Raw genomic sequence first — 21,551 nt, forward strand, 5'->3', positions numbered from 1 at the left:
GGCGCATGTTCGCAGTGCTGGGACTGGGCGAGATCATTTCCATGCTCGTCACAGTGGCCGTTGTCGTCGGTCTGGGCGTGATCGCATACCGACGGTTCGGTGCACGGAAGCAGTAGGAGACGGCAGCCCGTAGTGAGGCAGCTTGTCAAGGGCGCCCGGATTCCTGACACCAGCGGCTGACACCAACAAGCAGGAACGACGCCGATCAACGCCGAACCTCAGCGGCAGGCGAACCGGGGTGCAGGGGACGTTCGTTGAGGTCGAGAGAGTGCCTCGATCGACCTGATAAGGATGAGGCCACAGGTTCAAATCCTGTTAGCCCCACATGATGAGGACCCTCAAGCGGAAACGCTTGGGGGTCTTCTGCTGTACGCAGTGCTCCGGATGTCAGTGCTCCGGACATGCCGATGGGCCCGCGCAGCCGTAGGGGATGGCTGGGGCCTCGTTCGACAGTCCTGCTCTTCTGTTGGGCGACGCTGTTGTGCGCTTGGGCTGTGCGCTTGGGCTGTGCTCTTTGGCTGTGCACTTTGGTCGTGCACTTTGGTCGTGCGTTATGGCTGTGCGCCTGTGCTGCTTCTTCTGCTTCAGGTACGTCTACTTCAGTTACGTCCACTGCTGCTGCGTCTACGTCTGCTGCGTGGTGCGGACTACAGCTGCGTGGTGAGGGTCTCGGACGCCAGGTTGCTGTCGGCGTTGCGCTGCTCGGTGTCGGCCGGCGGACGGTGCCGGACGCTGGGGGAGGAACCGTGGGCCTCGGCGCGGATGCGCTGCTTCATCGTCGGTGGCAGGGACCGCTTGAGCGACCAGTACGGGAGGGCCGACTCGGTGGCCGGGGCGGTGGTCGCCGCCGCGGGCTGAGTCTTCTCCGTCTGCTGAGCCGGAGTGGCCGCGGTGGCCTGGGAGGAGAGTCCGAGCGCCGAGAAGAGCGCGATGAAGGCGGAGATGATGACGGTCCACAGCGTCATGACCTTGGTCTTGGTCATGGCCCCTCGCTTTCAGGTTGGGCGATTTGCGTACTTTCCTCATGATGTGGATGGGGGCTCGCGAGTGCGGGACCGACGCTCGCGCGTCGTTGATATTCAGATGAACACCACTCGGATGGGCGCAAACGGCCGTTTCTGGCGCCTGTCTTCAGGGGTCTGGCCGAGGTGGATCCAGGTCACCGATCGGTATCGATCGGTGTGTATAGTCGGGCGCCAGAAGTCCCCTACGTCAAAGGAAAGACGAGGTCGCGCGGTGAAGAAGCTTCTCCTGGTCGCACTGGCCGCCATCGGCGGGCTCCTCGTGTACCGCCAGATCCAGGCGGATCGCGCCGAGCAGGATCTGTGGACGGAGGCGACTGACTCCGTGCCCACGGGTTCGTGAGGAACGACAACAGTCACTTCATAGGGCCCCGGTCGCTGTAGCGGCCGGGGCTTTGTGCTGCCCGGGCCCCCTTTTTCGTACGCGAGCGCGTGGCGGGAAATCGTCGCACGCCGGACAGCGCGCGGAGGGGAAGGCAGGATGGCCGTCCATGGGGAGAGTGCTGAGGCGGCTGAGTAAGGCGCGGCGCGGCCGGGGCCCGGCGAGGGGCGCTGCCGGGGCGGGACTGTGCGCGGTGCTTGTACTGGCGTTGCCGGGGGCCGCCACGGCGGTGGAGAGCAGCAACCCGTATGTCTTCGCCGAAGGCGCCCAGACGGTCGCCGGGGCACGGGGCGGTACGAGCGCGGCGCAGCTCAAGACGGGCGACACCTACCGGAGTTCGCTCGCCGCCGGGCACGGCGCCGCCGCCTACTACCGCGTCGAACTGGACGGGGCCGCCACCGCGTACGCCTCGGTCGTGGCCGTGCCGCCGCTCGGCTCCGGGGTGAGGACGGCGGCCGCGGACGGCATCACGGTGTCGTTGCGGGACAGCCAGGGGAACCAGTGCGACGCACAGCGCGCGAAGTTCCGCTCCGGCTCCTATCCGCGGCCGATCGCGGCGGCGGTCCAGCGGTCCGTACGTCCGGGAGGGCTGCGGTGCCAGTCGGCGGGGACGTACTACGTGGTCGTGGAGCGGGAGGCGGCGGCCGGATCGAGCGACCGGGCCTGGGGGCTCGAACTGCGGGTGGCCACCGAGCCCGGCCTGGTGTCCGCTTCGCCCAGCCAGGGGGCGCGGTCCTCGCCGTCGGAGGCGGCGCCGCTGCCGTCGGGGGCGGGAGCGCGGCGCGGCGGGGGCACCGGGTTCAACGATGCGCGGGCGCTGACCTCCGGCGTCTGGAAGGACCGGATCGGGGCGGGGCAGAGCCACTTCTACCGGGTTCCGGTGGACTGGGGGCAACAGCTCTCCGCCGGAGCCGAGTTGGACGCTTCCACGGCGGACGGAGCCTCGCGGGGGACGGTGGCGGGGGCGCTCGACATGGAGCTGTACAACCCCGCGCGGGCACCGGTGGCGGCGAAGGGCGCCACGTACTCGGGCGGCACCGCGAAGGCCGCGTTCGACCCGCTGCCGCCCGTGTCGTACGGGAACCGTCTGCTGCCGCGCGAGGACGAGGCGGCGACGGGGCTCGCCGGCTGGTACTGGCTCAAGGTCACGCTCAACCCGGCGATGGCGGAGCGGGCCGGGGACGAGGGCCTCGGGATGACGGTGCGGGTGGCCGTCGAGGGTGACGCCAAGCAGGCGCCCGACTACGTGCGGGATCCGGGGGAGTTCCAGGTGACGGCCGAGGATCTGGCGGCTGCCGAGCGGGGCGAGGGCGGCGCCTCGTGGGACTTCGGGGACGGTTCGGGGACCGGGGCGGAGTCGGGTGCTGGATCCGACTCCGAGTCCCGGTCCGGTTCGGGTCCGGGAGGCGGCTCGGGTTCGGCGGGCGGCTCGGATTCCGGCAAGGGGTCCGGTTCCGTGACCTCGTCCGCCGCGTCGCCGAGGGACGGCCTGATGACCGTGGTCGGGGTGGCCGGGATCGGGGCCGGGACCGCGCTGGTGCTCTGGCTGGGCGTGTGGCGGGTGGTCGCGGTGCGAAAGGCACGGAAGGTGCGGAAGGTACGGCGCGTGCGGCAGGCGTAGGGCCGGGGGCCGTGCTGGGGCCGGTAGTCGGGCCCCGATCCGGCAGTCAGGCCCCGATCAGGACTGGGACAGAGCCCAGATACCCACCGCGAAACAGACCATCGCCAGGAGCAGCACCGGGATCGTCACCCTCATGGGTGGTCCCGGCCGCGGCCCGGGAACTTCTCCGTCACCGGGTGCGTACAGAGAGTGATGGGCCTGGGGAGGGTCGAGCGGGGAGGGGGCGGAAGGGTGCGGGGCGAGAGGCGATGGTTCGGGGGCCGGTTCGGGTGTCGGGTCCGGCTGGACCGGTGGCGTGGGCGCGGACGGCGGCTGGCCGGGCGCGGCCGGAGGCGGCGTGGATCCGACGGACGACGGCGTGGGCCCGACGGGCGGGGGTGTGGATCCGACGGACGGCGGCGTGGATCCGATGGGCGGCGGCGTGGGCCCGTCCTGCGACGGAGCGGGCGCGGGCGGTGGTGTGGTCGGTCTGAACGGTGGCGGGGTGAGGCCCGTCGGTGGCGTCGAGGGCATCTCGGGCGCCGGTGGCATCCGGGGTGCCGGGGGTACTGGTGGAGCCGGCGGCACCCGGGACGCCGAGGGAGTGGAGGACGTGGGGGAGGTGGAGGACGCCAAGGCATCCGGGGGCGCGGAGGGGCGTGGCGGGACGGGGGTGTTGGTGGGCGGTGGCGGAGCATGCGGCACCGGAGCGCCCGCACTCTGCACGCCGTGCATCGGATGGTCAGCACCGGTACCGGCACCGGGACCAGTACCCGGACCGGCACCGGGACCAGTACCCGGACCGTCCGTGTCGGCCTCGTGCACCGACCGGCCGGAGTGCGGATCCTGGACCGAATCCTGCGCCGGATCCGGCCCCTGGCCCGCCGAGCCGGCCCCGTCCACCGCCGTGCCACCGGCTCCGCCGACCGACGCGCCGGTTCCGTCCGCGGAGGTGCCCGTCCCGTCCACCGGGCGGGCCCGGCGACCCCGTACCGCCGGGCCGCCGGGGCCGAAGCCCGGTGGCAGGGGGCCCAATTGGTCGAAGACTTCGATCAGTTCGTCGTCGGGGCCCGGCTCCGGAAGGATCTCGGCGGCGGAGAGGAGGGCCTTGCGGGCACCGGTGGCGGTGCGGAACCGGTCATCGGGGTCCGGCTGCAGCAGACCCGCGAGGACGCCCCACAGTGGGCCGGGCACGCCCTGCGGCGCCCGCGGGGTGCCGTGCTCCTCGAAGTGTTCGATCAGCGCCCTGGCATCGGGCCTGGCGCCTTCGAGGAGATACAGCCCGACGAGCCCCGCGGCGAACAGGTCGGCGGGGAAGTCGGGTTCGGCGCCCATCTCCTGCTCGGGCGCGAAGTACCCCGGCGTCCCCACCACATAGTCCGCCTCCGTCAGACGCGGCTCGCCCTTGCGCATCGAGATGCCGAAGTCGGACACGCGCAGATGCGGCATACCCGTACCGGTGGCCTCCAGCAGCAGGTTGGCGGGCTTGATGTCGCGGTGCACCACGCCTTCCGCGTGCACCGCGGCGAGGCCCGAGAGGAGTTGGTCGAGCAGCAGGCAGACGTACTGGGGGTGCAGCGGCCCGTAGTCCGCGACGAGGTGCACCAGCGAGCCGCCGGCGACCAGATCCATGGTGAACAGGACCTTGTCGTCGTCCGCGGCCCAGCTGGCCGGCGCCAGGACGTGCGGGTGATCGATGCGCAGTGCCTGCTCCCGCACGAAGCGGAGCAAGGTGTGGGCGTCGGACTGCTGCAGCACCTTCGCCGCCACATAGCGGCGGCGGCGGTGGTCCCAGGCGCGCCAGACCGCGCCCACTCCCCCGCGGCCGATCGGATCGGCCAGTTCGTACCGGCCGGCGAAGACCTCACCCATGGTCGTGCGTCGCTCCCCTTCCGGAGCCGGACACGGTGTCGCGTCCGGCCTGGGTCAGTTCTGGTGCGACTGGTAGTGGGCGACCGCGTCGGAGGTGCGCCCCGCCCCGTACACCCGGAGAAACTCTGCCAGTTCGGGGTGGGTGGGGGCGAGTGAGTCCGCCGCGTCGATGATGTCGCTCGCGGCCGAGACGGAGCGCAGCAGCGACTGGATCTCGCGCACCACGCGCTTCACCGTCGGCGCGCCCGAACTGTTGGATGTCTGCCCGGTGTTCGTGAGCACCGAACCACCCTGCGACTTCTTGATCTCATCCATCCGCTCGGTGGCCTCGGCAGCGCTGACGCTGCCGTCGGCGACCTGGCCCGCGAGGGACTGCAGCTGCTGCACGCGCTGCACCACGGCGGGGTTGCCGATCTTTGCGCGCTGACCGCTCATCAGCTGCGACAGCATGGGTGCGGAGAGCCCGAGCACCCCCGCGAGGCGGGCCTGATTGAGCCCCAGATCCTCGATCAGGCGGCGGAAGAGCGCCCCCAGCGGCTCCCCGTACCAGTTCCGCTGGAGCTCGCGGGCTCTTGCGGTGGCTTCCTGCTGTGCGGCGTCCATTGCGTCTCCCCATCGCTTCCCCAAGTACGGTCCTTCGCTGCCGCGAAGCACGTGGGGCATCTTACGGAGAGTGGTCGCCCGCCGGGACCCCCAATCTTTTTGCAGGATTCAGGGGATGACCCGGTACTCTGGTCTGCGGTGCCGAACCGGAGCAGCAATCTTCCGGTGTGACGCATCGTTTTCGGGGCCTTAGCTCAGTTGGTAGAGCGCTGTCTTTGCATGGCAGATGTCAGGGGTTCGACTCCCCTAGGCTCCACAGCGGAAAGCCCCTCCGGCCAGGTTCTCCCTGGTCGGAGGGGCTTTTTCCGTACGGGACCGGGTGGGCCCGGTGCGTCAGCGCTCGTCCTCCACGGACGTGTCCGCCTCGGCCTGCTTCGCCTGCACCTCGGGGTCGAGGATGCCCTGACCACTGCCGTCGACGGAGGTCAGCGGAGCACTGTCGGGGACCTCGGTGGCGGCCGGCGGCTCCACCAGCCAGTCCGGGTTGGCCTGCTTGTCCCACCACTTCCACGCGGCGAACGCGCCGCCGGCGAGGATGCCGAGCACGACGAGACGCTTGGCGAGACGGCCGGAGCGGGCCCGCCGCTCGTGCTTGCGCACCAGCTTGCGGATCTCCTTCGGCGAGACGTCGCCGCGCAGCCCGGAATAGGCCGCGCTGCCGCGGGCAGCAGCTTCCTTGCGAACCGGTTCGGACGCGGCCACGGCCTGCTCTATGCGCGGCTTCGAATACGCGGCGGCCTGCCGAGCGGCCTCGCGGGTACGAGCCGCGGCATCGTGCGCGGCCTGGTCGAGCTTCGGGGGGACATGCGTCCGCGCCTGCTCTATGCGCGGCGCGAGGTGCGCGTCGTACTGGGCGCGCGCCTGGTGCGCGGCCTGCGAGACCTTCGGCCCGAGCGCGACGCGCGCCTCTTGCGCGTACGTCGTGGCCCGGTCCTTGGCCGACTCGGCGTAGGGCGCCACCACTTCCGCGGCATGCAGCACGCTGTCCTTCGCCGAGCCGGTCGCGGCACGCACGCTGTCAATGCGGGTCACGGGATCCTCCTCCTCGGTGGCGTACAGGTATTTCACCTTTCCACCCTTTTACGGATCATGCCTGCCGGGCGGGGTCAATGCGGTGGTAAGGCTTGGTACGGCTTGATAAAGGGACTTGGCGACGACAATGCCACGGATCGCGGCGGGGCGCGCCTCTTCGACTACGAGTAGACCGGTTTTTGGTGGCCGAAACCCCCGCACGATCCTGACAAGTCCGACCGGCGTCGTCAGGTCCGCTCCGTGCGAGGATCTGCAGTGCACAGAACTCAACGGAAGGCAGATCGTGGCCGAGCAGCTGTACGCCACTCTCAAGACCAACCAGGGCGACATCGTGGTCCGGCTGCTGCCGAACCACGCGCCCAAGACGGTCAAGAACTTCGTGGAGCTCGCCAAGGGCGAGCGCGAGTGGACCAACCCGGAGACGGGCGAGAAGTCCACGGCGCCGCTCTACGACGGCACGGTCTTCCACCGCGTGATCAGCGGTTTCATGATCCAGGGCGGTGACCCGCTGGGCAACGGCACGGGCGGCCCCGGCTACCAGTTCGAGGACGAGTTCCACCCCGACCTGGCCTTCACCAAGCCGTACCTGCTGGCCATGGCCAACGCGGGACCCGGTACGAACGGTTCGCAGTTCTTCATCACCGTCTCGCCCACCGCCTGGCTGACCCGCAAGCACACGATCTTCGGCGAGGTCGTCGACGAGGCCAGCCAGAAGGTCGTCGACGCCATCGCCGGCGCGCGGACCAACCCGCGCACCGACCGACCGGTCGACGACGTGGTCATCGAGAGCGTCTCCGTAGAGACCCGGTAGTCCCGCAGGGAACCATTGCGCCCCGCCGTCCGTCGCCTGTTCGTAGGGGGACGGGGGCGGGGCGGTGCGTTGCGCAGACGCGCGGCGCCGACGTACGCGACGTGCGCACACCCGACCGCCCGACCCGAGACCCGAGGGGACGACCGCCATGGACCAGGCGCCCGGCAGCCCGCAGGAACCGCAGGACGCCAAGGGCCTGCCCGGCTGCTACCGGCACCCGGACCGCCCGACCGGCATCAGCTGCACCCGCTGCGAGCGGCCCATCTGCCCGGAGTGCATGGTCAGCGCGTCCGTCGGATTCCAGTGCCCGGAGTGCGTGCGCACCGGCTCGGGCACCGGTCACGCGCCGGGCGCGAACCAGCCGAGGACCATGGCGGGCGGCGCGATCACCTCCGACCCGCGCCTGGTCACCAAGGTCCTCATCGGGCTCTGCCTGGCCCTGTTCGTGGTGCAGCAGGTGGTCGGCCGGCAGTTCGACGAGCGGTTCGAGATGCTCGGCCTCGCCTGGGTGCCCGACCTCGGCGGCCTCGAAGGCGTGGCGGAGGGGCAGTGGTACCGGCTGCTCACCGCGATGTTCCTGCACGGCTCCTACGTCCACATCGCCTTCAACATGCTCAGCCTGTGGTGGATCGGCGGCCCGCTGGAGGCGGCCCTCGGCCGCGCCCGCTACGTCGCGCTGTATCTGGTCTCGGGCCTGGCCGGCAGCGCGCTCACCTACCTGCTCGCCGCGCAGAACCAGCCCTCGCTCGGCGCCTCCGGTGCGATCTTCGGCCTGTTCGGTGCGACGGCCGTCCTGATGCGGCGGCTCAACTACGATCTGCGGCCGGTCATCGCGCTGCTCGTGATCAACCTGATCTTCACGTTCAACCCGGCCTTCAACATCGCCTGGCAGGCGCACATCGGCGGCCTCGTCGGCGGTCTGATCGTCGGCTACGCCATGGTGCACGCGCCCCGCGAGCGTCGTGCGCTCGTCCAGTACGGGGTCTGTGGGCTGGTCCTGCTCGCCGTGCTCGTGACCGTCGTCGTGCGGACCGCGCAGCTCACCTGAGCCCGGTTGTCCACGGATGACGACCGAGGTTGTCCACAGCGGGTGGCGGATCTTGTGCATCCTGTGGGGAACAACTGTGCCCCTTGTCGTCAACCTGGGTTTGACCAGGAAGGACAAGGGGCGAACAGGTGGTCGAGTGGGGCTGGACCGGTCACACCGGCGTCAACGCTCGGTGGGTTATCCACAGATCATGCGACCTTTTCCACGGCTGTGGACAGCTAATCAAAATCTGTGGATAACTCAGTGGATAGCTCGGGGCAGAGCTGGTTCCACAGGTGGTTTCGCGGTTACTTCCACTGGGTGGAGACGCCGAAGCCGCCGGCGATGAAGCCGAAGCCCACGACGATGTTCCAGTTGCCGAGCGCCTTGATGGGCAGCGTGCCGTCGGCCACGTAGAAGACGACGATCCAGACGAGTCCGATGAGGAACAGCGCCAGCATCACCGGTGCAACCCAGCCGCGGTTGGTCAGCTTGATATTGGACGCCTGCTTCGAGGCGGGCGGCGGCGTGTAATCGGCCTTCTTGCGGATACGTGACTTCGGCACGAGGGTCTCTCCTGTCGATGCGCTGCGTGGCCGCGCAGAGTACGTGGGCTGGCTCCGGAGCAGCGTACAAGGGGAAGTTGTGGGGATTCCCAGTGCTCCGCCGGGCGTCCGTTAGCGTAGTGCTTCCGTGGCTCCGAAGGAGATAAGGGTACGTTGAGCAATTCCGCCGACACTGCCAAGAGTTCCGCCCGTGGGCGCCTGCGGCCCGTGCGGTTGCTCACCGTTGGTGTGTTCGCTCTCGCCGGGCTCATCTTCTTCACCAGTTTCAATACGGCCAAGGGCACCAATATCCGGACGGACGGGTCCCTGCTGAAGCTCTCCGACCTCATTCAGGAGCGCAGCCGCAAGAACAAGGACCTGGAGTCGGCCAACAGCGGAACCCGCGGCGAGGTCGAGCGCCTCGCCGAGCGGGACAACGGCTCAACCAAGGCCGACGACGCGAAGCTGACCGCCCTGGAGAAGGCGTCCGGGACGAAGAAGCTGAAGGGTGAGGCGATCTCCGTCACACTCGACGACGCCCCGCCGAACGCCGCCCCCAAGCTCCCCGGCTACCCCGACCCGCAGCCCAACGACCTGGTCATCCACCAGCAGGACCTCCAGGCCGTGGTGAACGCGCTGTGGCACGGCGGCGCCAAGGGCATCAAGGTCATGGACCAGCGCCTCATCTCCACGTCCGCCGTCCGCTGCGTCGGCAACACCCTGATTCTCCAGGGCCGCGTCTACTCGCCCCCGTACAAGATCACCGCGGTCGGTGACCCGGAGAAGCTGAAGAACGCGGTCGCGGCCTCGCCGGAGATCCAGAACTACATGCTGTACGTGAACGCGTACGGGCTCGGCTGGAAAGTCGAGGACGACGGGGCGGTGACTCTTCCCGGCTACTCGGGCACAGTGGATCTCCACTACGCGAAGCCCGTGAACTAGCCGAAGCACGTGAACCACTAGCCATGGAGTAGCCGCCGTCTGGGGGGCCTGTGTCGGTACGTGTCGTCATCAGGACATTCAGCGAACTCTGCATCAGCGTCGGTGCCCTGATCGTTCTGTTCGTTGCGTACGTGCTGTTCTGGACCGGTGTGAAGGCCGACAGTGCGATGGGCGGTCAGATCGACGACCTCCAGGACCAGTGGGCGAAGCGGCCGGTGGCCAGTGCGGCGCCCGAGGGCGGGACGAGCACGGCGCCGCCGAAGCAGGGCCCGTACAAGGACGGCAAGCCCTTCGGTGTGATGTACATCCCCCGGCTCGGTTTCACGTGGAACAAGCCCGTGCTGCAGAACACGAAGGTCGACACCCTCAAGAAGGGCCTCGGGCACTACGCGGGCACGGCCCAGCTCGGTCAGAAGGGCAACTTCGCGGTCGCCGGGCACCGGCGCACGTACGGCGACCCGTTCAAGGACTTCCCCAAGCTCAGGCCCGGTGACCCGGTCGTGATCACCGACGGGACCACCTGGTTCACGTACGTCATCGACACCAAGCCGTACAAGACGCTGCCCAGCGATGTCGGGGTGATCGATCCGGTGCCGCGCAAGTCCGGTTACCAGGAGCCGGGGCGGTATCTGACGCTGACGACGTGCGAGCCGGAGTGGGGCCACAGTCACCGGCTGATCGTCTGGGCGCATCTCGATGCCACTCAGCCTGTGGAGGCAGGCAAACCGGAAGCGTTGCGCCGTTAGTCTGGTGCCGTAATCGCAGAACGGTGGAAGGGGAGCCCGGCATGTACGGCTGGATCTGGCGGCATCTGCCGGGGAACACCTGGGTGAGGGCAGGGATCTCCGTCCTGCTCGTCCTGGCGGTCGTGTACGTCCTCTTCCAGTACGTCTTCCCGTGGGCCGAGCCGCTGCTGCCCTTCAACGATGTGACGGTGAACGGCCAGTGAGCACCCGAAAGACCCGCATTCTCGTCGTCGACAACTACGACAGCTTCGTCTTCAACCTCGTCCAGTACCTGTACCAGCTGGGTGCCGAGTGCGAGGTGGTGCGCAATGACGAGGTGACGACCTCGCATGCGCAGGACGGCTTCGACGGCGTGCTGCTCAGCCCGGGTCCTGGCGCCCCCGAACAGGCCGGTGTCTGCATCGAGATGGTGCGGCACTGCGCGGCGACGGGCGTCCCCGTCTTCGGTGTCTGCCTCGGCATGCAGTCGATGCAGGTGGCGTACGGCGGCGTCGTGGATCGCGCCCCCGAGCTGCTGCACGGCAAGACCTCGCTGGTGCTGCACGAGGGCAGGGGCGTCTTCGCGGGCCTTCCCGACCCGTTCACGGCCACCCGCTACCACTCGCTGGCCGCGGAGCCCGGCACCGTACCGGAGGCGCTCGAGATCACGGCGCGCACCGAGGACGGCATCATCATGGGCCTGCGCCACCGCGAACTGCCCGTCGAGGGTGTGCAGTTCCACCCCGAGTCGGTGCTCACCGAGCACGGGCACCTGATGCTCGCGAACTGGCTCGTCGAGTGCGGGGACGCGGGGGCCGTGGGCAGATCGGCCGGGCTCGCGCCGGTCGTGGGCAGGGCCTCGGCGTGACCGCATTGCGCCCCGAGCAGGACGGCGAGGCCGGCGGGTTCGAGGATGCCGTGCGCCGCCTCGACGACCCGCTGAACGACCCGCTTCCGGGGCAGCACCCGTCGCCGTGGTTCCGGCCGACGGGAGCGCAGGAGCAGGAGCAGGCGCAGGAGTCGCAGCGGGAGCAGCCTCGGGCCGAGGGGCCCGCGCGGCGCCCCGAGCCGGAGCCCGAGTGGTACGACCCGCAGGGGTACGAGCAGAACTGGTACGGGAGCGCACGGCAGCAGGAGCCGCAGCCGGCCCCCGTGGCCGTGCAGCAGACCCCGGAGCGGGCCCCTGAGCCCGCCCCCGCCTCCGTACCGGAAGCGCCGGAGCCGGAGCCGGTGCTGGATGACGAGACCGTCGCCCTGCGTACCGCCGACACCCGGCGAATAGTCGAGACGCCGCCGGCCACCGGTGGCCGGGCCGCGCGCAGGAAGGCCGCCAAGCGGGGCGGCGCGCGCGGCGGACGGCACTCGGCGGCGCCCGTCGGCGAGCAGGAGTCCGAGAGGGAAGCGGACGGAAAACCGCTGACCCGGGTCGAGGCGCGGGCCGCGGCGCGCGCGGCGAAGCCGGGTGCCGGGGTGATTGCGAGCCGGGCGGTCGGCGAAGTCTTCATCAGCATCGGGGTGTTGATGCTGCTGTTCGTCACCTACCAGCTGTGGTGGTCGAACATACGGGCTCACGACATCGCCGGCAGCGCCCGGCACAGCCTCGAGGACGACTGGGCCAACGGGAAGCGCAAGCCCGGCGCGTTCGAGCCGGGGCAGGGCTTCGCGATCCTCTACATCCCGAAGCTGGACGTCGTCGTGCCGATCGCCGAGGGCATCAGCAAGCCGCAGGTCCTCGACAGGGGCATGGTCGGGCACTACGACAAGGACAGCATTCCCACCGCGATGCCGGCCGCGAAGAAGGGGAACTTCGCGGTCGCCGGGCACCGCAACACACACGGTGAGCCCTTCCGGTTCATCAACCGCCTGCAGCCGGGCGACCCGATCGTGGTCGAGACGCAGGACAAGTACTACGTGTACAAGATGGCGAGCATCCTTCCGCAGACGCCGCCGTCGAACACGGCGGTGCTGAACCCGATCCCGGCGGGCTCCGGATTCACCAAGCCGGGGCGTTACATCACTCTGACGACGTGCACGCCGGAATTCACCAGTACGTATCGAATGATCGTCTGGGGCAAGATGGTCGAGGAGCGTCCGCGGAGCAAGGGCAAGCCGGACGCGCTCGTCGAATAACCGGGGACCACCGGGCACCAGGCATCGGGCAGTACGGCGCACAGAGACGGGGCATGACGCAGTGGCAGCGACGACCGACCATGGGGAAGAGGCCGCACCGAAGGACCCGCCGCGCTCGCCCTCACCCCGCCGGGGCAAGATCGCGACCGCCGTCAGCGTCTTCGGTGAACTTCTCATCACCGCGGGTGTGATCCTCGGCCTCTTCGTCGCCTATTCACTGTGGTGGACGAATGTCGTCGCCGATCGTGCGGCGGGCAGGCAGGGCGACAAGGTCCGCGACCAGTGGAAGGGCAACAGCGGACCCGGCGCCCTGGACACCAAGGACGGCATCGGCTTCCTGCACGTGCCCGCGATGAGCAAGGGCGAGGTGCTGGTCGAGAAGGGCACCGAGAGCAAGATCCTCAACGACGGTGTCGCCGGCTACTACACGGACCCCGTGAAGGCGGCGCTGCCGACGAACGGGAAGAACGGCAACTTCTCGCTGGCCGCGCACCGGGACGGGCACGGCGCCAAGTTCCACAACATCGACAAGATCGATAAGGGCGACCCGATCGTCTTCGAGACCAAGGACGACTGGTACGTCTACAAGGTCTACAACATCCTTCCGGAGACCTCGAAGTACAACGTCGACGTCCTCGACAAGGTCCCCGAGGAGTCGGGGAAGAAGAAGCCCGGGAAGTACATCACGCTGACGACCTGCACGCCGGTCTACACGTCCACGTACCGGTACGTGGTGTGGGGCGAGCTGGAGCGGGTCGACAAGGTGGACAGCGACCGGACGCCGCCGAAGGAACTGCGGTAGGGAGGGTGGCTGCCCGCCTACGATGAGCTGGGCCCGAAGCCGCAACTTGCTCTTGCGGCTTCGGGCCCTTTGTCTGCGGCGGTGTCGGCGTTCGGTGAGATCACTTCAGGATGGCCAGTGGCGCTCCTGTGCTCCATTCCTGCAGCAGGCCTCGGGGTACGACCGTGACACCGGTCTCTGTGGCGATGTCGACCGCCTCTGTGGTGAAGGGGCATGTGGCCACGAAGAGTGAGACGTCGGAGATGCGCAGGACCTTGGAGCCGCCGATGAACTTCTGTATGTCTGCGCTGGTGATCGAGAGGTAGGGGGCGAACCTCTTGCACTGGACCGCGATACGTCGGCCGTCAGGGGTGAGGGCGATGATGTCGACGCCGCGGTCTCCACGGCCGCCTCGGACGACGACATCGGTGCAGCCGTCGCGGCGGAGCAGGGCGGCGACGTGGTCCTCGAACTCCGAGCCGCTCATTGCGTCCATGGCCGCCATGGTGACGGTGTGGGTACTGCTCGGCCCAACTGCCTCCAGCCTCTGGAGCCGGGCGTGGTGGCGGCGCATCCGGTGCTCTACGTGCTGGATGCCTGCGCGTAGGGCGAGCAGTTCCCGGCGGTGTTCACCGGAGGTTTCGATCAGGGCGTTGAACATGGGGACGACGGTTTTGCCGAGTGTGTCGGCGATGCGTTGGTCGATGCGCTGGTCGATGTGGGCGTCGATGTGGGCGTCGAGTGCGTCGATGCCTGTCGTGTCCTGAGCGCCGGCTGGTTGGGTGCGCGCCAGGTATTCCATGTCGAGGAGGTAGGCGCGGACTTGGCGGGCGACGTCGCTGTCGCGCAGGAGCATGGCGACGTTGAGGACGGCTCGGCGGGAGTAGACGGTGAGGCTGCGACGGGCCTGTGGATTACTCTCCAGGGAGAGTGACATGTTGTCACTCTCGAATTTACGCAGGTCAGTACCACGTAGCACGACCATGCCGTTGACGGTCAGCTCCTCCCGGTGGCGTTTGGCGAGTTGTCGGACGGCTTCGGCTGTGACGCCGAAGTAGGTGGCGACCATCGCCGTCGTGACATGCAAGCCGTCCGGCAGTAGCGAGAGTGCCTTGACCTTGTCGAGCACATCCGTGCGATCGAGGACGCTGTGGCGCAGGGATTTGGATTCCAGCAGGGCTGATTCGGTGATCACTCCAAGTTCCCTTTCTTTCCGGGGAGTTCGGATACTCCACCGCACCTCGATCAACGAGTCAGGACATATGAAGATACGGACGATTTTCGCGCTCGTGTTCTGGGTCCGACCGGCGGGTCGCTGACACGACGCAGGGCCCCGGTCCCGCCGAAGCGGTACCGGGGCCCTGTGCCGTGTGGAGCGGGTGCGTCAGCCTCCGAGGTTGCCTCCGAAGATGCCGCCGTTGTCGTTCCCGCCGTTGTCCCCGTTCCCACCGATCGTGGTCAGGGTGACCGTGGTGTTCTCCGGGTCGGACGCGGTGTTGGCCGCCGGGTCCTGGGTGATGACACGGGCGTCGTCGCCCTGGTCGGCGCCGTCGGCGAACTGGACGTTCTTGAACCCGGCGTCGTCCAGGATCTTCTTGGCGTCCTTCACCTTCTGGCCGACCACGTTCGGGACCGGCGTCTGCGCGCCCTCCTTGGCGACCTTCAGCGTGACGGTGGAGCCGGGCTCCGCCTGGCTGTTCGCCTGGAGGCTCTGGGCGAAGACCTTGCCGGGCTCGGCCGCGGTGCTCTCCTCTTCGGTGCAGGTCGCCTGGAGCTTGCTGTCCTCGAGCTGCTTGGTGGCCTCGTCGCAGGAGAGGTTGCCGCCGGCCACGTTCGGGACGGTGACGAGGGACTTCTTCTTGGCGACGGTCAGGGTGATCTCGGTGCCCTTCTCGACCTTGCCGCTCGAGGGGTCCTGCTTGGTCACCGTGCCGGGCGTCCGCTCGGACTCCTCGGTGGTCTTCTGGACGTTGTCGAAGCCCTTGTTGTTCAGCTCGGAGAGTGCCTCGTCGTAGGAGAGGCCCGTGACGTCCGGGATGGAGATCTTGGGCGCGCCCGTCGAGACCGACACCGTGACCGTGTCGTTCTTGCTGACCTCGGTGCCGGACTTCGGGTTCTGCGAGCAGATCTGGCCCTTGGGGTAGTCCTCGCAGGGGCCCGACTTGCTGGAGTCCAGCGTGAGGTCGCGGTTCTCGGCCATCTGCTTGGCCTCGGAGACCGTCTTGCCGACGAAGTTCGGGGCCTTGAACGACTCGTTGCCGGCGCCTGAGCTGCCGAAGATCTCCCGGCCGATCAGGATGGCGCCGACGAGCACCAGGATGCCCGCCAGGACGAGGAAGATCGTCGACGTGCGGTTCTTGCCCTGCCTGCGCCGGTCGGCCCGCTCGTCGTAGCCGTAGCCCCCGTCGTCCGGGTTGGTCGGCGGCAGCATCGACGTCTGGCCCGCGCCGTTCTGCGGGCGCAGCATCGCGGTCTGCTGGTCGTCGGGGTGGCCCCCGCCGTAGCCGACCGCGCCCATGGCGGCGGTGGCGGCGACGGGCTGGCCGTCGAGGCAGGCCTCGATGTCGGCGCGCATCTCGTCGGCCGACTGGTAGCGGTAGTCGGGGTCCTTGGTCAGCGCCTTGAGGACGATGGCGTCCATCTCGGGCGTGATCTCGGAGTCGAAGACCGACGGGGCCTGGGCCTCCTCGCGGACGTGCTGGTACGCCACGGCGACCGGGGAGTCGCCGACGAACGGCGGCCGCACGGTCAGCAGCTCGTACAGCAGGCAGCCCGTCGAGTACAGGTCGGAGCGCGCGTCGACCTGCTCGCCCTTGGCCTGCTCGGGCGAGAGGTACTGCGCGGTGCCGATGACCGCCGCGGTCTGCGTCATCGTCATGCCGGCGTCGCCCATGGCCCGGGCGATGCCGAAGTCCATGACCTTCACCTGACCGTTGCGGGTCAGCATGACGTTGGCCGGCTTGATGTCGCGGTGGACGATGCCCGCCCGGTGCGAGTACTCCAGGGCCTGGAGGATGCCGACGGTCATCTCCATGGCGCGCTCGGGCAGCAGCTTGCGGCCGGAGTGCAGCAGCTCACGGAGGGTGGATCCGTCGACGTACTCCATCACGATGTACGGGATGGAGACCTGGTCGACGTAGTCCTCGCCCGTGTCGTACACCGCCACGATCGCGGGATGGTTGAGCGAGGCGGCCGACTGGGCCTCCCGGCGGAACCGGGCCTGGAACGACGGGTCGCGCGCGAGGTCCACCCGCAGCGTCTTCACCGCCACGGTGCGGCCGAGCCGGGTGTCATGGGCGAGATAGACCTCCGCCATGCCACCACGGCCGAGCACCTGGCCCAGCTCGTACCGGCCGCCGAGGCGACGCGGCTCTTCCATTACCTACCAGCCCTCTCCGTCGGTCCCGACCGTCCCGTGCGGGTCGGGCGGTGTGCTGTCCGGGCCATACGGTACCCGGCTCGCTCAACGTGACCTGGCCACCACCGTGACCCGTGACAGGACCGGTATCGCCACGTGCATCTATGTGAACAACGAGTGACCGGGCTCACAAGGAGTGGTGAATCCGAGTTCCGCCGGCTCACTGCTTGCTGTCCACGACCGCCTTCATCACGTCCCGCGCGATCGGGGCGGCCAGGCCGCCACCGGAGATGTCGTCGCGGTTCGCGCTGCCGTCCTCGACCACCACGGCCACGGCGACCGGCGAACCGGAGCTGGTCTTGGCGTAGGAGACGAACCAGGCGTACGGCTTCTCGCTGTTGTCGACACCGTGCTGGGCGGTACCGGTCTTGCCGCCGACGGTGACGTTCGGGATCTTGGCGTTTGAGCCGGTGCCGTCGTTGACGACCGTCTCCATCATCGACTGGAGCTTCGTCGCGTTCTCCTCGGAGAGCGGGCGGCTCATCTCCTTCGGGTCCGTCTTCTCGATGGTGTCGAGGTTCGGGGCCTTCAGCTCGTCCACCATGTACGGCTCCATGAGCTTGCCGTCGTTGGCGATGGCCGAGGCGACCATGGCCATCTGGAGCGGCGTCGTGGCGGTGTTGAACTGGCCGATGGAGGAGAGCGCGGTCTCCGACTTGTTCATGTCGTCGGAGAACACCGACTTGTTCGAGCGGACCGGGATGAACTGCTCCTTGTTGAAGCCGAACTTGTTGGCCTCCTCGAGCATCGCGTCGTTGCCGAGGTCCGAGCCGATCTTGCCGAAGACGGTGTTGCAGGAGACCTTCAGGGCGTTCCGCAGCGTCGCGTTCTTACAAGGGATGTTGCCCTCGTTCTTCAGCGGCGTCGTGGTGCCCGGCATGATCCACGGCAGCGGGGTGTCCGTCGCCTTGTCCGGGTCGTAGTTCCCGCTCTCCAGCGCGGCCGCGGCCGTCACCAGCTTGAACGTCGAACCCGGCGGGTACGTCTCGCGCAGCGCGCGGTTCAGGAGCGGCTTGTCCTTGTCCTTGTCGAGCTGCTGGAACGTCTTGCCGTCGTCGGTCGAGTTCCCGGCGAAGGCCGACGGGTCGTACGACGGGGTGGACGCGAGCGCGAGGATCTTGCCGGTGGACGGCTCGATGGCGGCGACGGCACCCTTGCCGCGGTTCTTCAGGCCGTCGTAGGCGGCCTTCTGCGCGTCGGCGTTGAGGGTGGTGACGACGTTGCCGCCCTCCTTCTGCTTGCCCGTGATCATGTCGAGGGTGTTGCGGAAGAAGAGGCGGTCGTCGTTGCCGCTGAGGATGCCGTCCTCGAGGTTCTCGATCTGGCTGGCGCCGACGACCTGCGAGGCGTAGCCGGTGACGGGCGACCACATGGGCCCGTCCTTCCAGGTGCGCTTGTACTTCAGGTCGGTGCCGGTGGTCGCCTTGGAACCGGTGATCGACTTGCCGTCGACGATGATGTCGCCGCGCGGCGTCGAGTACCGCTCGATGGCGACGCGACGGTTCTCCTTGTCGGAGGCGAGCGAGTCGGCCTTCACGTACTGGAGCCAGTTGTCGCGGATCAGGAGGCCCAGGATCAGGAGGCCGCAGAAGATCGCGATACGGCGCAGGGGCTTGTTCACGGTCGGACCACCTGGGTCATCTCGGCGTCGGGACTTGGCGTGGGGCTCGGGGCGGGCCGCCGCGCGGTGTCGCTGATCCGGATCAGGATCCCGATGAGCGCCCAGTTGGCGATGACCGAGGAACCGCCGTACGCGAGGAACGGCATCGTCATACCCGTCAGCGGGATGAGCCCCATGACACCGCCCGCGACGACGAAGACCTGCAGCGCGAAGGCGCCGGACAGGCCGACGGCGAGCAGCTTGCCGAAGGGGTCGCGGGCCGCGAGCGCCGTGCGCACGCCGCGCTCCACGATCAGTGCGTAGATCAGCAGCAGCGCCATCAGGCCTGCCAGGCCCAGCTCCTCGCCGAAGGTGGCGAGGATGAAGTCGGAGTTCGCGGCGAAGCGGATCAGCTCGGAGTGGCCTTGGCCCCAGCCGGTGCCGAGGGTGCCGCCGGAGCCGAAGGCCCACAGCGCCTGCATCGCCTGCTCGGAGTGCCCGGCCACGCCCTGGCGGCTGAGCATGTACTCCTTCATCGGGTCGAGCCAGGCGTCGACGCGCTGCTGGATGTGCGGCTCGAACGTGGCCACACCGACGGCGCCGACCGCGGACATCAGCAGACCGAAGACGATCCAGCTGGTCCGCTCGGTGGCGACGTACAGCATGATGACGAACATTCCGAAGAACAGCAGCGACGTACCGAGGTCGGTCTCGAAGACCAGGATGAGGATCGAGATTCCCCAGACCACGAGGATCGGTCCGAGGTCGCGGCCGCGCGGCAGGTACAGGCCCATGAAGCGGCGCGAGGCGAGCGCCAGGGCGTCCCGCTTCACCATCAGGTAGCCGGCGAAGAAGATCGCGAGGACGATCTTCGCGAACTCACCGGGCTGGATGGAGAAGCCGCCGATGTTGATCCAGATGCGCGCGCCGAAGATGTTCTTGCCGAGGCCCGGAACCAGCGGGAGCAGCAGCAGGACCACGGCGCCGAGCATGGAGATGTAGGTGTAGCGCTGCAGGACGCGGTGGTCCTTGAGGAAGATCAGTACGACGACGAAGAGCGCGATGCCCATCGCCGTGTACATCAGCTGCTTCGGTGCCGCGTCGCCCGCCTGGTCGATCGACTGCAGCAGCTTGGACTGGTCGAGCCGCCAGATGACGACCAGACCGAGGCCGTTGAGCAGCGTGGCCAGCGGCAGCATCAGCGGGTCCGAGTACGCCGCGAACTTCCGTACGACGATGTGGGCGACGCCCGCGAGCAGGCCGAGGCCGAGCCCGTAGCCGAGCAGGCCCGCGGGGACCTCGCCGTCGAGGGCGAGGCCGACATTGGCGTACGCGAACACCGGGATGATCACGGCGAACACGAGCAGTGCCAGCTCGGTGTTGCGCCGGCTGGGTGCTCCGATCGCTCCAATGGTCGACGTATGGGTCGTGGAGTTACTACTCATGGCGTGCTGAGGCCCCCAACGGCTTCTACTGCTGCGCGCACGCCTTGGCCAGCTGCTGCTCTTCCTCGGAGAGAGTGGGGCCAGGGGTGGGCGTGGGAGAGGTCTTGGACTTGCCGGACGGCGACGAAGACGGGTCCGACGGGTTCGGCGTGGGTGTGGCGGTGCGGTACGACGCCTTGGACGCCGTGCCTCCCGTGGAGGTTCCGCCGGCCTCGCCCTCACCGGTCTTCGCGTTCTTCTCGTTCTCGGCCTTGTCCCGTGCGGCCTGCTTCTCGCATGCGACGGCCTGCGCGGACAGTTCCTGGATCTTGTCCTGGGCTGCTGCCAGGTCGCCTTCGGCGATGGTCGCGTCGACCTGCTTGCGCTGGTACGGCGGCAGGTACTTGAGCTGGATCTCCGGGTGGTCCTTCTCCACGTCGGACAGGCTCACCCAGGCGAGATCCTGGCTGATCCCGCGGTACAGCGCCACGTGCTCCTCGTTGGTGCCCACGTAGTACTGCGTCTGCGTCCAGCGGTAGCCGCCGTAGAGCCCGCCGGCGATGACGGCCAGCGCCAGCACCGTGTACAGGGATCTCTTGAGCCACTTGCGGCGCGGCCGCGGCTTCACGAAGTCCTCGTCCGAGTAGGAGAAGCCTTCCACGGCGCCGTTGTCCGGCGGGCCGAAGTCGCCGCCACCCGCGGGGGATCCGCCGGAGGCCTGGCGGCCCAGTCCGGCGGCGCGGCCCGCGGGGGTCTCCATCGCGCTGCCGTCCTGCAGCGCCTGCTGGTTCTCGGCGACGGCGCCGACGACCACGGGGGCGTCCGAGAGGTGACCGGCGAGGGTGTCCCCGCTGTCGATGTCGAGGACGTCCGCGACGATCACGGTGATGTTGTCGGGTCCGCCGCCGCGCAGCGCCAGCTGGATCAGGTCCTGGACCGTCTCCTGCGGGCCCTGGTAGCTGGCGAGGGTCTCCTCCATCGTCTGGTGGGAGACGACGCCGGACAGGCCGTCGGAGCAGATCAGATACCGGTCGCCGGCCCGGACCTCACGGATGGAGAGGTCGGGCTCGACGTGGTCGCCGCTGCCCAGCGCGCGCATCAGCAGCGAGCGCTGCGGGTGCGTGGTGGCTTCCTCTTCGGTGATGCGGCCCTCGTCGACGAGGCGCTGCACCCACGTGTGGTCCTGGGTGATCTGCGTCAGCACGCCGTCGCGCAGCAGGTAGGCGCGCGAGTCGCCCACGTGTACGAGGCCGAGCCGCTGGCCCGTCCACAGCAGCGCGGTCAGGGTCGTCCCCATGCCCTCGAGCTGGGGGTCCTCCTCGACCATCATGCGCAGCTGGTCGTTGGCCCGCTGTACGGCGGTGCCGAGCGAGGTGAGGATGTCCGAGCCGGGCACGTCGTCGTCGAGCGCGACGATGGTGGAGATCACCTCGGAGGAGGCGACCTCACCGGCGGCCTGGCCGCCCATGCCGTCGGCGATCGCGAGCAGCCGGGGACCGGCGTAACCGGAGTCCTCGTTGCCCTCGCGGATCATGCCTTTGTGTGATCCGGCGGCGAAGCGCAGTGACAGGCTCATGCGCACCTGCCCAGCTGGCTCAGACTCCGGGTACAGCCGGTCGTGTCGAACCACACTGCCC

General features: G+C 68.7%; 20 protein-coding genes and 1 tRNA gene. 11 read left to right on the forward strand and 10 right to left on the reverse strand.

Annotated elements, in window-relative coordinates:
* Nucleotides 1–647 precede the first annotated feature (647 nt).
* Nucleotides 648–983, reverse strand: a complete 336-nt coding sequence (locus tag ACY34M_RS26925) for a DUF6344 domain-containing protein (RefSeq protein ID WP_462723451.1) — start codon at nucleotides 981–983, stop codon at nucleotides 648–650.
* A 253-nt stretch (nucleotides 984–1,236) separates the two neighbouring features.
* On the opposite strand from ACY34M_RS26925, the gene ACY34M_RS26930 reads away from it, so the two are divergent.
* Complete coding sequence (locus ACY34M_RS26930; protein ID WP_003999697.1) at nucleotides 1,237–1,365, forward strand: DLW-39 family protein; 129 nt, start codon at nucleotides 1,237–1,239, stop codon at nucleotides 1,363–1,365.
* Between the two features lie 232 nt (nucleotides 1,366–1,597).
* Nucleotides 1,598–3,025 (forward strand): hypothetical protein, encoded by a 1,428-nt coding sequence (locus ACY34M_RS26935; RefSeq protein WP_462723450.1) that lies wholly within the window; start codon nucleotides 1,598–1,600, stop codon nucleotides 3,023–3,025.
* Nucleotides 3,026–3,082: 57 nt separating this feature from the next.
* On the opposite strand, the gene ACY34M_RS26940 is transcribed toward ACY34M_RS26935, so the two are convergent.
* Both ACY34M_RS26940 and ACY34M_RS26945 read right to left on the reverse strand, forming a co-directional pair.
* The gene (locus ACY34M_RS26940; RefSeq protein WP_462723449.1) at nucleotides 3,083–4,876 is read right to left on the reverse strand and encodes a serine/threonine-protein kinase; all 1,794 of its coding nucleotides are present in this window, start codon (nucleotides 4,874–4,876) and stop codon (nucleotides 3,083–3,085) included.
* 54 nt (nucleotides 4,877–4,930) lie between these two features.
* The gene (locus tag ACY34M_RS26945; RefSeq protein WP_462723448.1) at nucleotides 4,931–5,479 is read right to left on the reverse strand and encodes a helix-turn-helix domain-containing protein; all 549 of its coding nucleotides are present in this window, start codon (nucleotides 5,477–5,479) and stop codon (nucleotides 4,931–4,933) included.
* 183 nt (nucleotides 5,480–5,662) lie between these two features.
* Here ACY34M_RS26945 and ACY34M_RS26950 point away from each other — a divergent pair.
* A tRNA-Ala gene (locus ACY34M_RS26950) sits at nucleotides 5,663–5,735 on the forward strand.
* A gap of 77 nt (nucleotides 5,736–5,812) precedes the next feature.
* Here the strand turns inward: ACY34M_RS26950 and ACY34M_RS26955 are convergent.
* Complete coding sequence (locus tag ACY34M_RS26955) at nucleotides 5,813–6,511, reverse strand: DUF5324 family protein (protein WP_462723447.1); 699 nt, start codon at nucleotides 6,509–6,511, stop codon at nucleotides 5,813–5,815.
* A 283-nt stretch (nucleotides 6,512–6,794) separates the two neighbouring features.
* On the opposite strand from ACY34M_RS26955, the gene ACY34M_RS26960 reads away from it, so the two are divergent.
* The gene (locus tag ACY34M_RS26960; RefSeq protein ID WP_462723446.1) at nucleotides 6,795–7,322 is read left to right on the forward strand and encodes a peptidylprolyl isomerase; all 528 of its coding nucleotides are present in this window, start codon (nucleotides 6,795–6,797) and stop codon (nucleotides 7,320–7,322) included.
* A 148-nt stretch (nucleotides 7,323–7,470) separates the two neighbouring features.
* Complete coding sequence (locus ACY34M_RS26965) at nucleotides 7,471–8,370, forward strand: rhomboid family intramembrane serine protease (protein WP_462723445.1); 900 nt, start codon at nucleotides 7,471–7,473, stop codon at nucleotides 8,368–8,370.
* 287 nt (nucleotides 8,371–8,657) lie between these two features.
* Here the strand turns inward: ACY34M_RS26965 and crgA are convergent, their stop codons facing one another.
* Complete coding sequence (gene crgA, locus ACY34M_RS26970) at nucleotides 8,658–8,915, reverse strand: cell division protein CrgA (RefSeq protein ID WP_462723444.1); 258 nt, start codon at nucleotides 8,913–8,915, stop codon at nucleotides 8,658–8,660.
* 153 nt (nucleotides 8,916–9,068) lie between these two features.
* Here crgA and ACY34M_RS26975 point away from each other — a divergent pair, with 153 nt between their 5' ends.
* The 6 genes from ACY34M_RS26975 (at nucleotide 9,069) to ACY34M_RS27000 (ending at nucleotide 13,493) form a co-directional block, all read left to right on the forward strand.
* Nucleotides 9,069–9,836 carry a DUF881 domain-containing protein gene (locus ACY34M_RS26975; RefSeq protein WP_462723443.1) on the forward strand — a complete coding sequence of 256 codons (768 nt, stop codon included), beginning with the start codon at nucleotides 9,069–9,071 and terminating at the stop codon, nucleotides 9,834–9,836.
* Nucleotides 9,837–9,886: 50 nt separating this feature from the next.
* The gene (locus ACY34M_RS26980) at nucleotides 9,887–10,582 is read left to right on the forward strand and encodes a class E sortase (RefSeq protein ID WP_462723442.1); all 696 of its coding nucleotides are present in this window, start codon (nucleotides 9,887–9,889) and stop codon (nucleotides 10,580–10,582) included.
* A 41-nt stretch (nucleotides 10,583–10,623) separates the two neighbouring features.
* Nucleotides 10,624–10,785 (forward strand): hypothetical protein, encoded by a 162-nt coding sequence (locus tag ACY34M_RS26985; protein WP_306322671.1) that lies wholly within the window; start codon nucleotides 10,624–10,626, stop codon nucleotides 10,783–10,785.
* Nucleotides 10,782–11,429, forward strand: coding sequence for an aminodeoxychorismate/anthranilate synthase component II (locus ACY34M_RS26990; protein ID WP_462723441.1), 648 nt, complete (start codon nucleotides 10,782–10,784; stop codon nucleotides 11,427–11,429). Before ACY34M_RS26985 ends, ACY34M_RS26990 begins: the two co-directional genes overlap by 4 nt.
* Complete coding sequence (locus ACY34M_RS26995) at nucleotides 11,426–12,691, forward strand: class E sortase (RefSeq protein ID WP_462723440.1); 1,266 nt, start codon at nucleotides 11,426–11,428, stop codon at nucleotides 12,689–12,691. The genes ACY34M_RS26990 and ACY34M_RS26995 overlap by 4 nt, the downstream gene beginning before the upstream one ends.
* A gap of 61 nt (nucleotides 12,692–12,752) precedes the next feature.
* A complete protein-coding gene (locus ACY34M_RS27000) occupies nucleotides 12,753–13,493 on the forward strand; it encodes a class E sortase (RefSeq protein ID WP_462723439.1) in 741 nt (246 codons plus the stop codon).
* 100 nt (nucleotides 13,494–13,593) lie between these two features.
* Here ACY34M_RS27000 and ACY34M_RS27005 read toward each other — a convergent pair whose 3' ends face one another.
* The 5 genes from ACY34M_RS27005 to ACY34M_RS27025 form a co-directional block, all read right to left on the reverse strand.
* The gene (locus tag ACY34M_RS27005; protein WP_462723438.1) at nucleotides 13,594–14,667 is read right to left on the reverse strand and encodes a restriction endonuclease; all 1,074 of its coding nucleotides are present in this window, start codon (nucleotides 14,665–14,667) and stop codon (nucleotides 13,594–13,596) included.
* A 189-nt stretch (nucleotides 14,668–14,856) separates the two neighbouring features.
* Complete coding sequence (gene pknB, locus ACY34M_RS27010; protein WP_462723437.1) at nucleotides 14,857–16,851, reverse strand: Stk1 family PASTA domain-containing Ser/Thr kinase; 1,995 nt, start codon at nucleotides 16,849–16,851, stop codon at nucleotides 14,857–14,859.
* Nucleotides 16,852–17,050: 199 nt separating this feature from the next.
* Complete coding sequence (locus ACY34M_RS27015) at nucleotides 17,051–18,511, reverse strand: peptidoglycan D,D-transpeptidase FtsI family protein (RefSeq protein WP_462723436.1); 1,461 nt, start codon at nucleotides 18,509–18,511, stop codon at nucleotides 17,051–17,053.
* A complete protein-coding gene (locus tag ACY34M_RS27020; protein WP_462723435.1) occupies nucleotides 18,508–19,935 on the reverse strand; it encodes an FtsW/RodA/SpoVE family cell cycle protein in 1,428 nt (475 codons plus the stop codon). The genes ACY34M_RS27015 and ACY34M_RS27020 overlap by 4 nt, the downstream gene beginning before the upstream one ends.
* Before the next feature lie 25 nt (nucleotides 19,936–19,960).
* Nucleotides 19,961–21,490, reverse strand: coding sequence for a Stp1/IreP family PP2C-type Ser/Thr phosphatase (locus ACY34M_RS27025; RefSeq protein ID WP_462723434.1), 1,530 nt, complete (start codon nucleotides 21,488–21,490; stop codon nucleotides 19,961–19,963).
* Between the last annotated feature and the right edge of the window lie 61 nt (nucleotides 21,491–21,551).

The sequence above is a fragment of the Streptomyces sp. EDA2-14 genome (assembly GCF_054963755.1).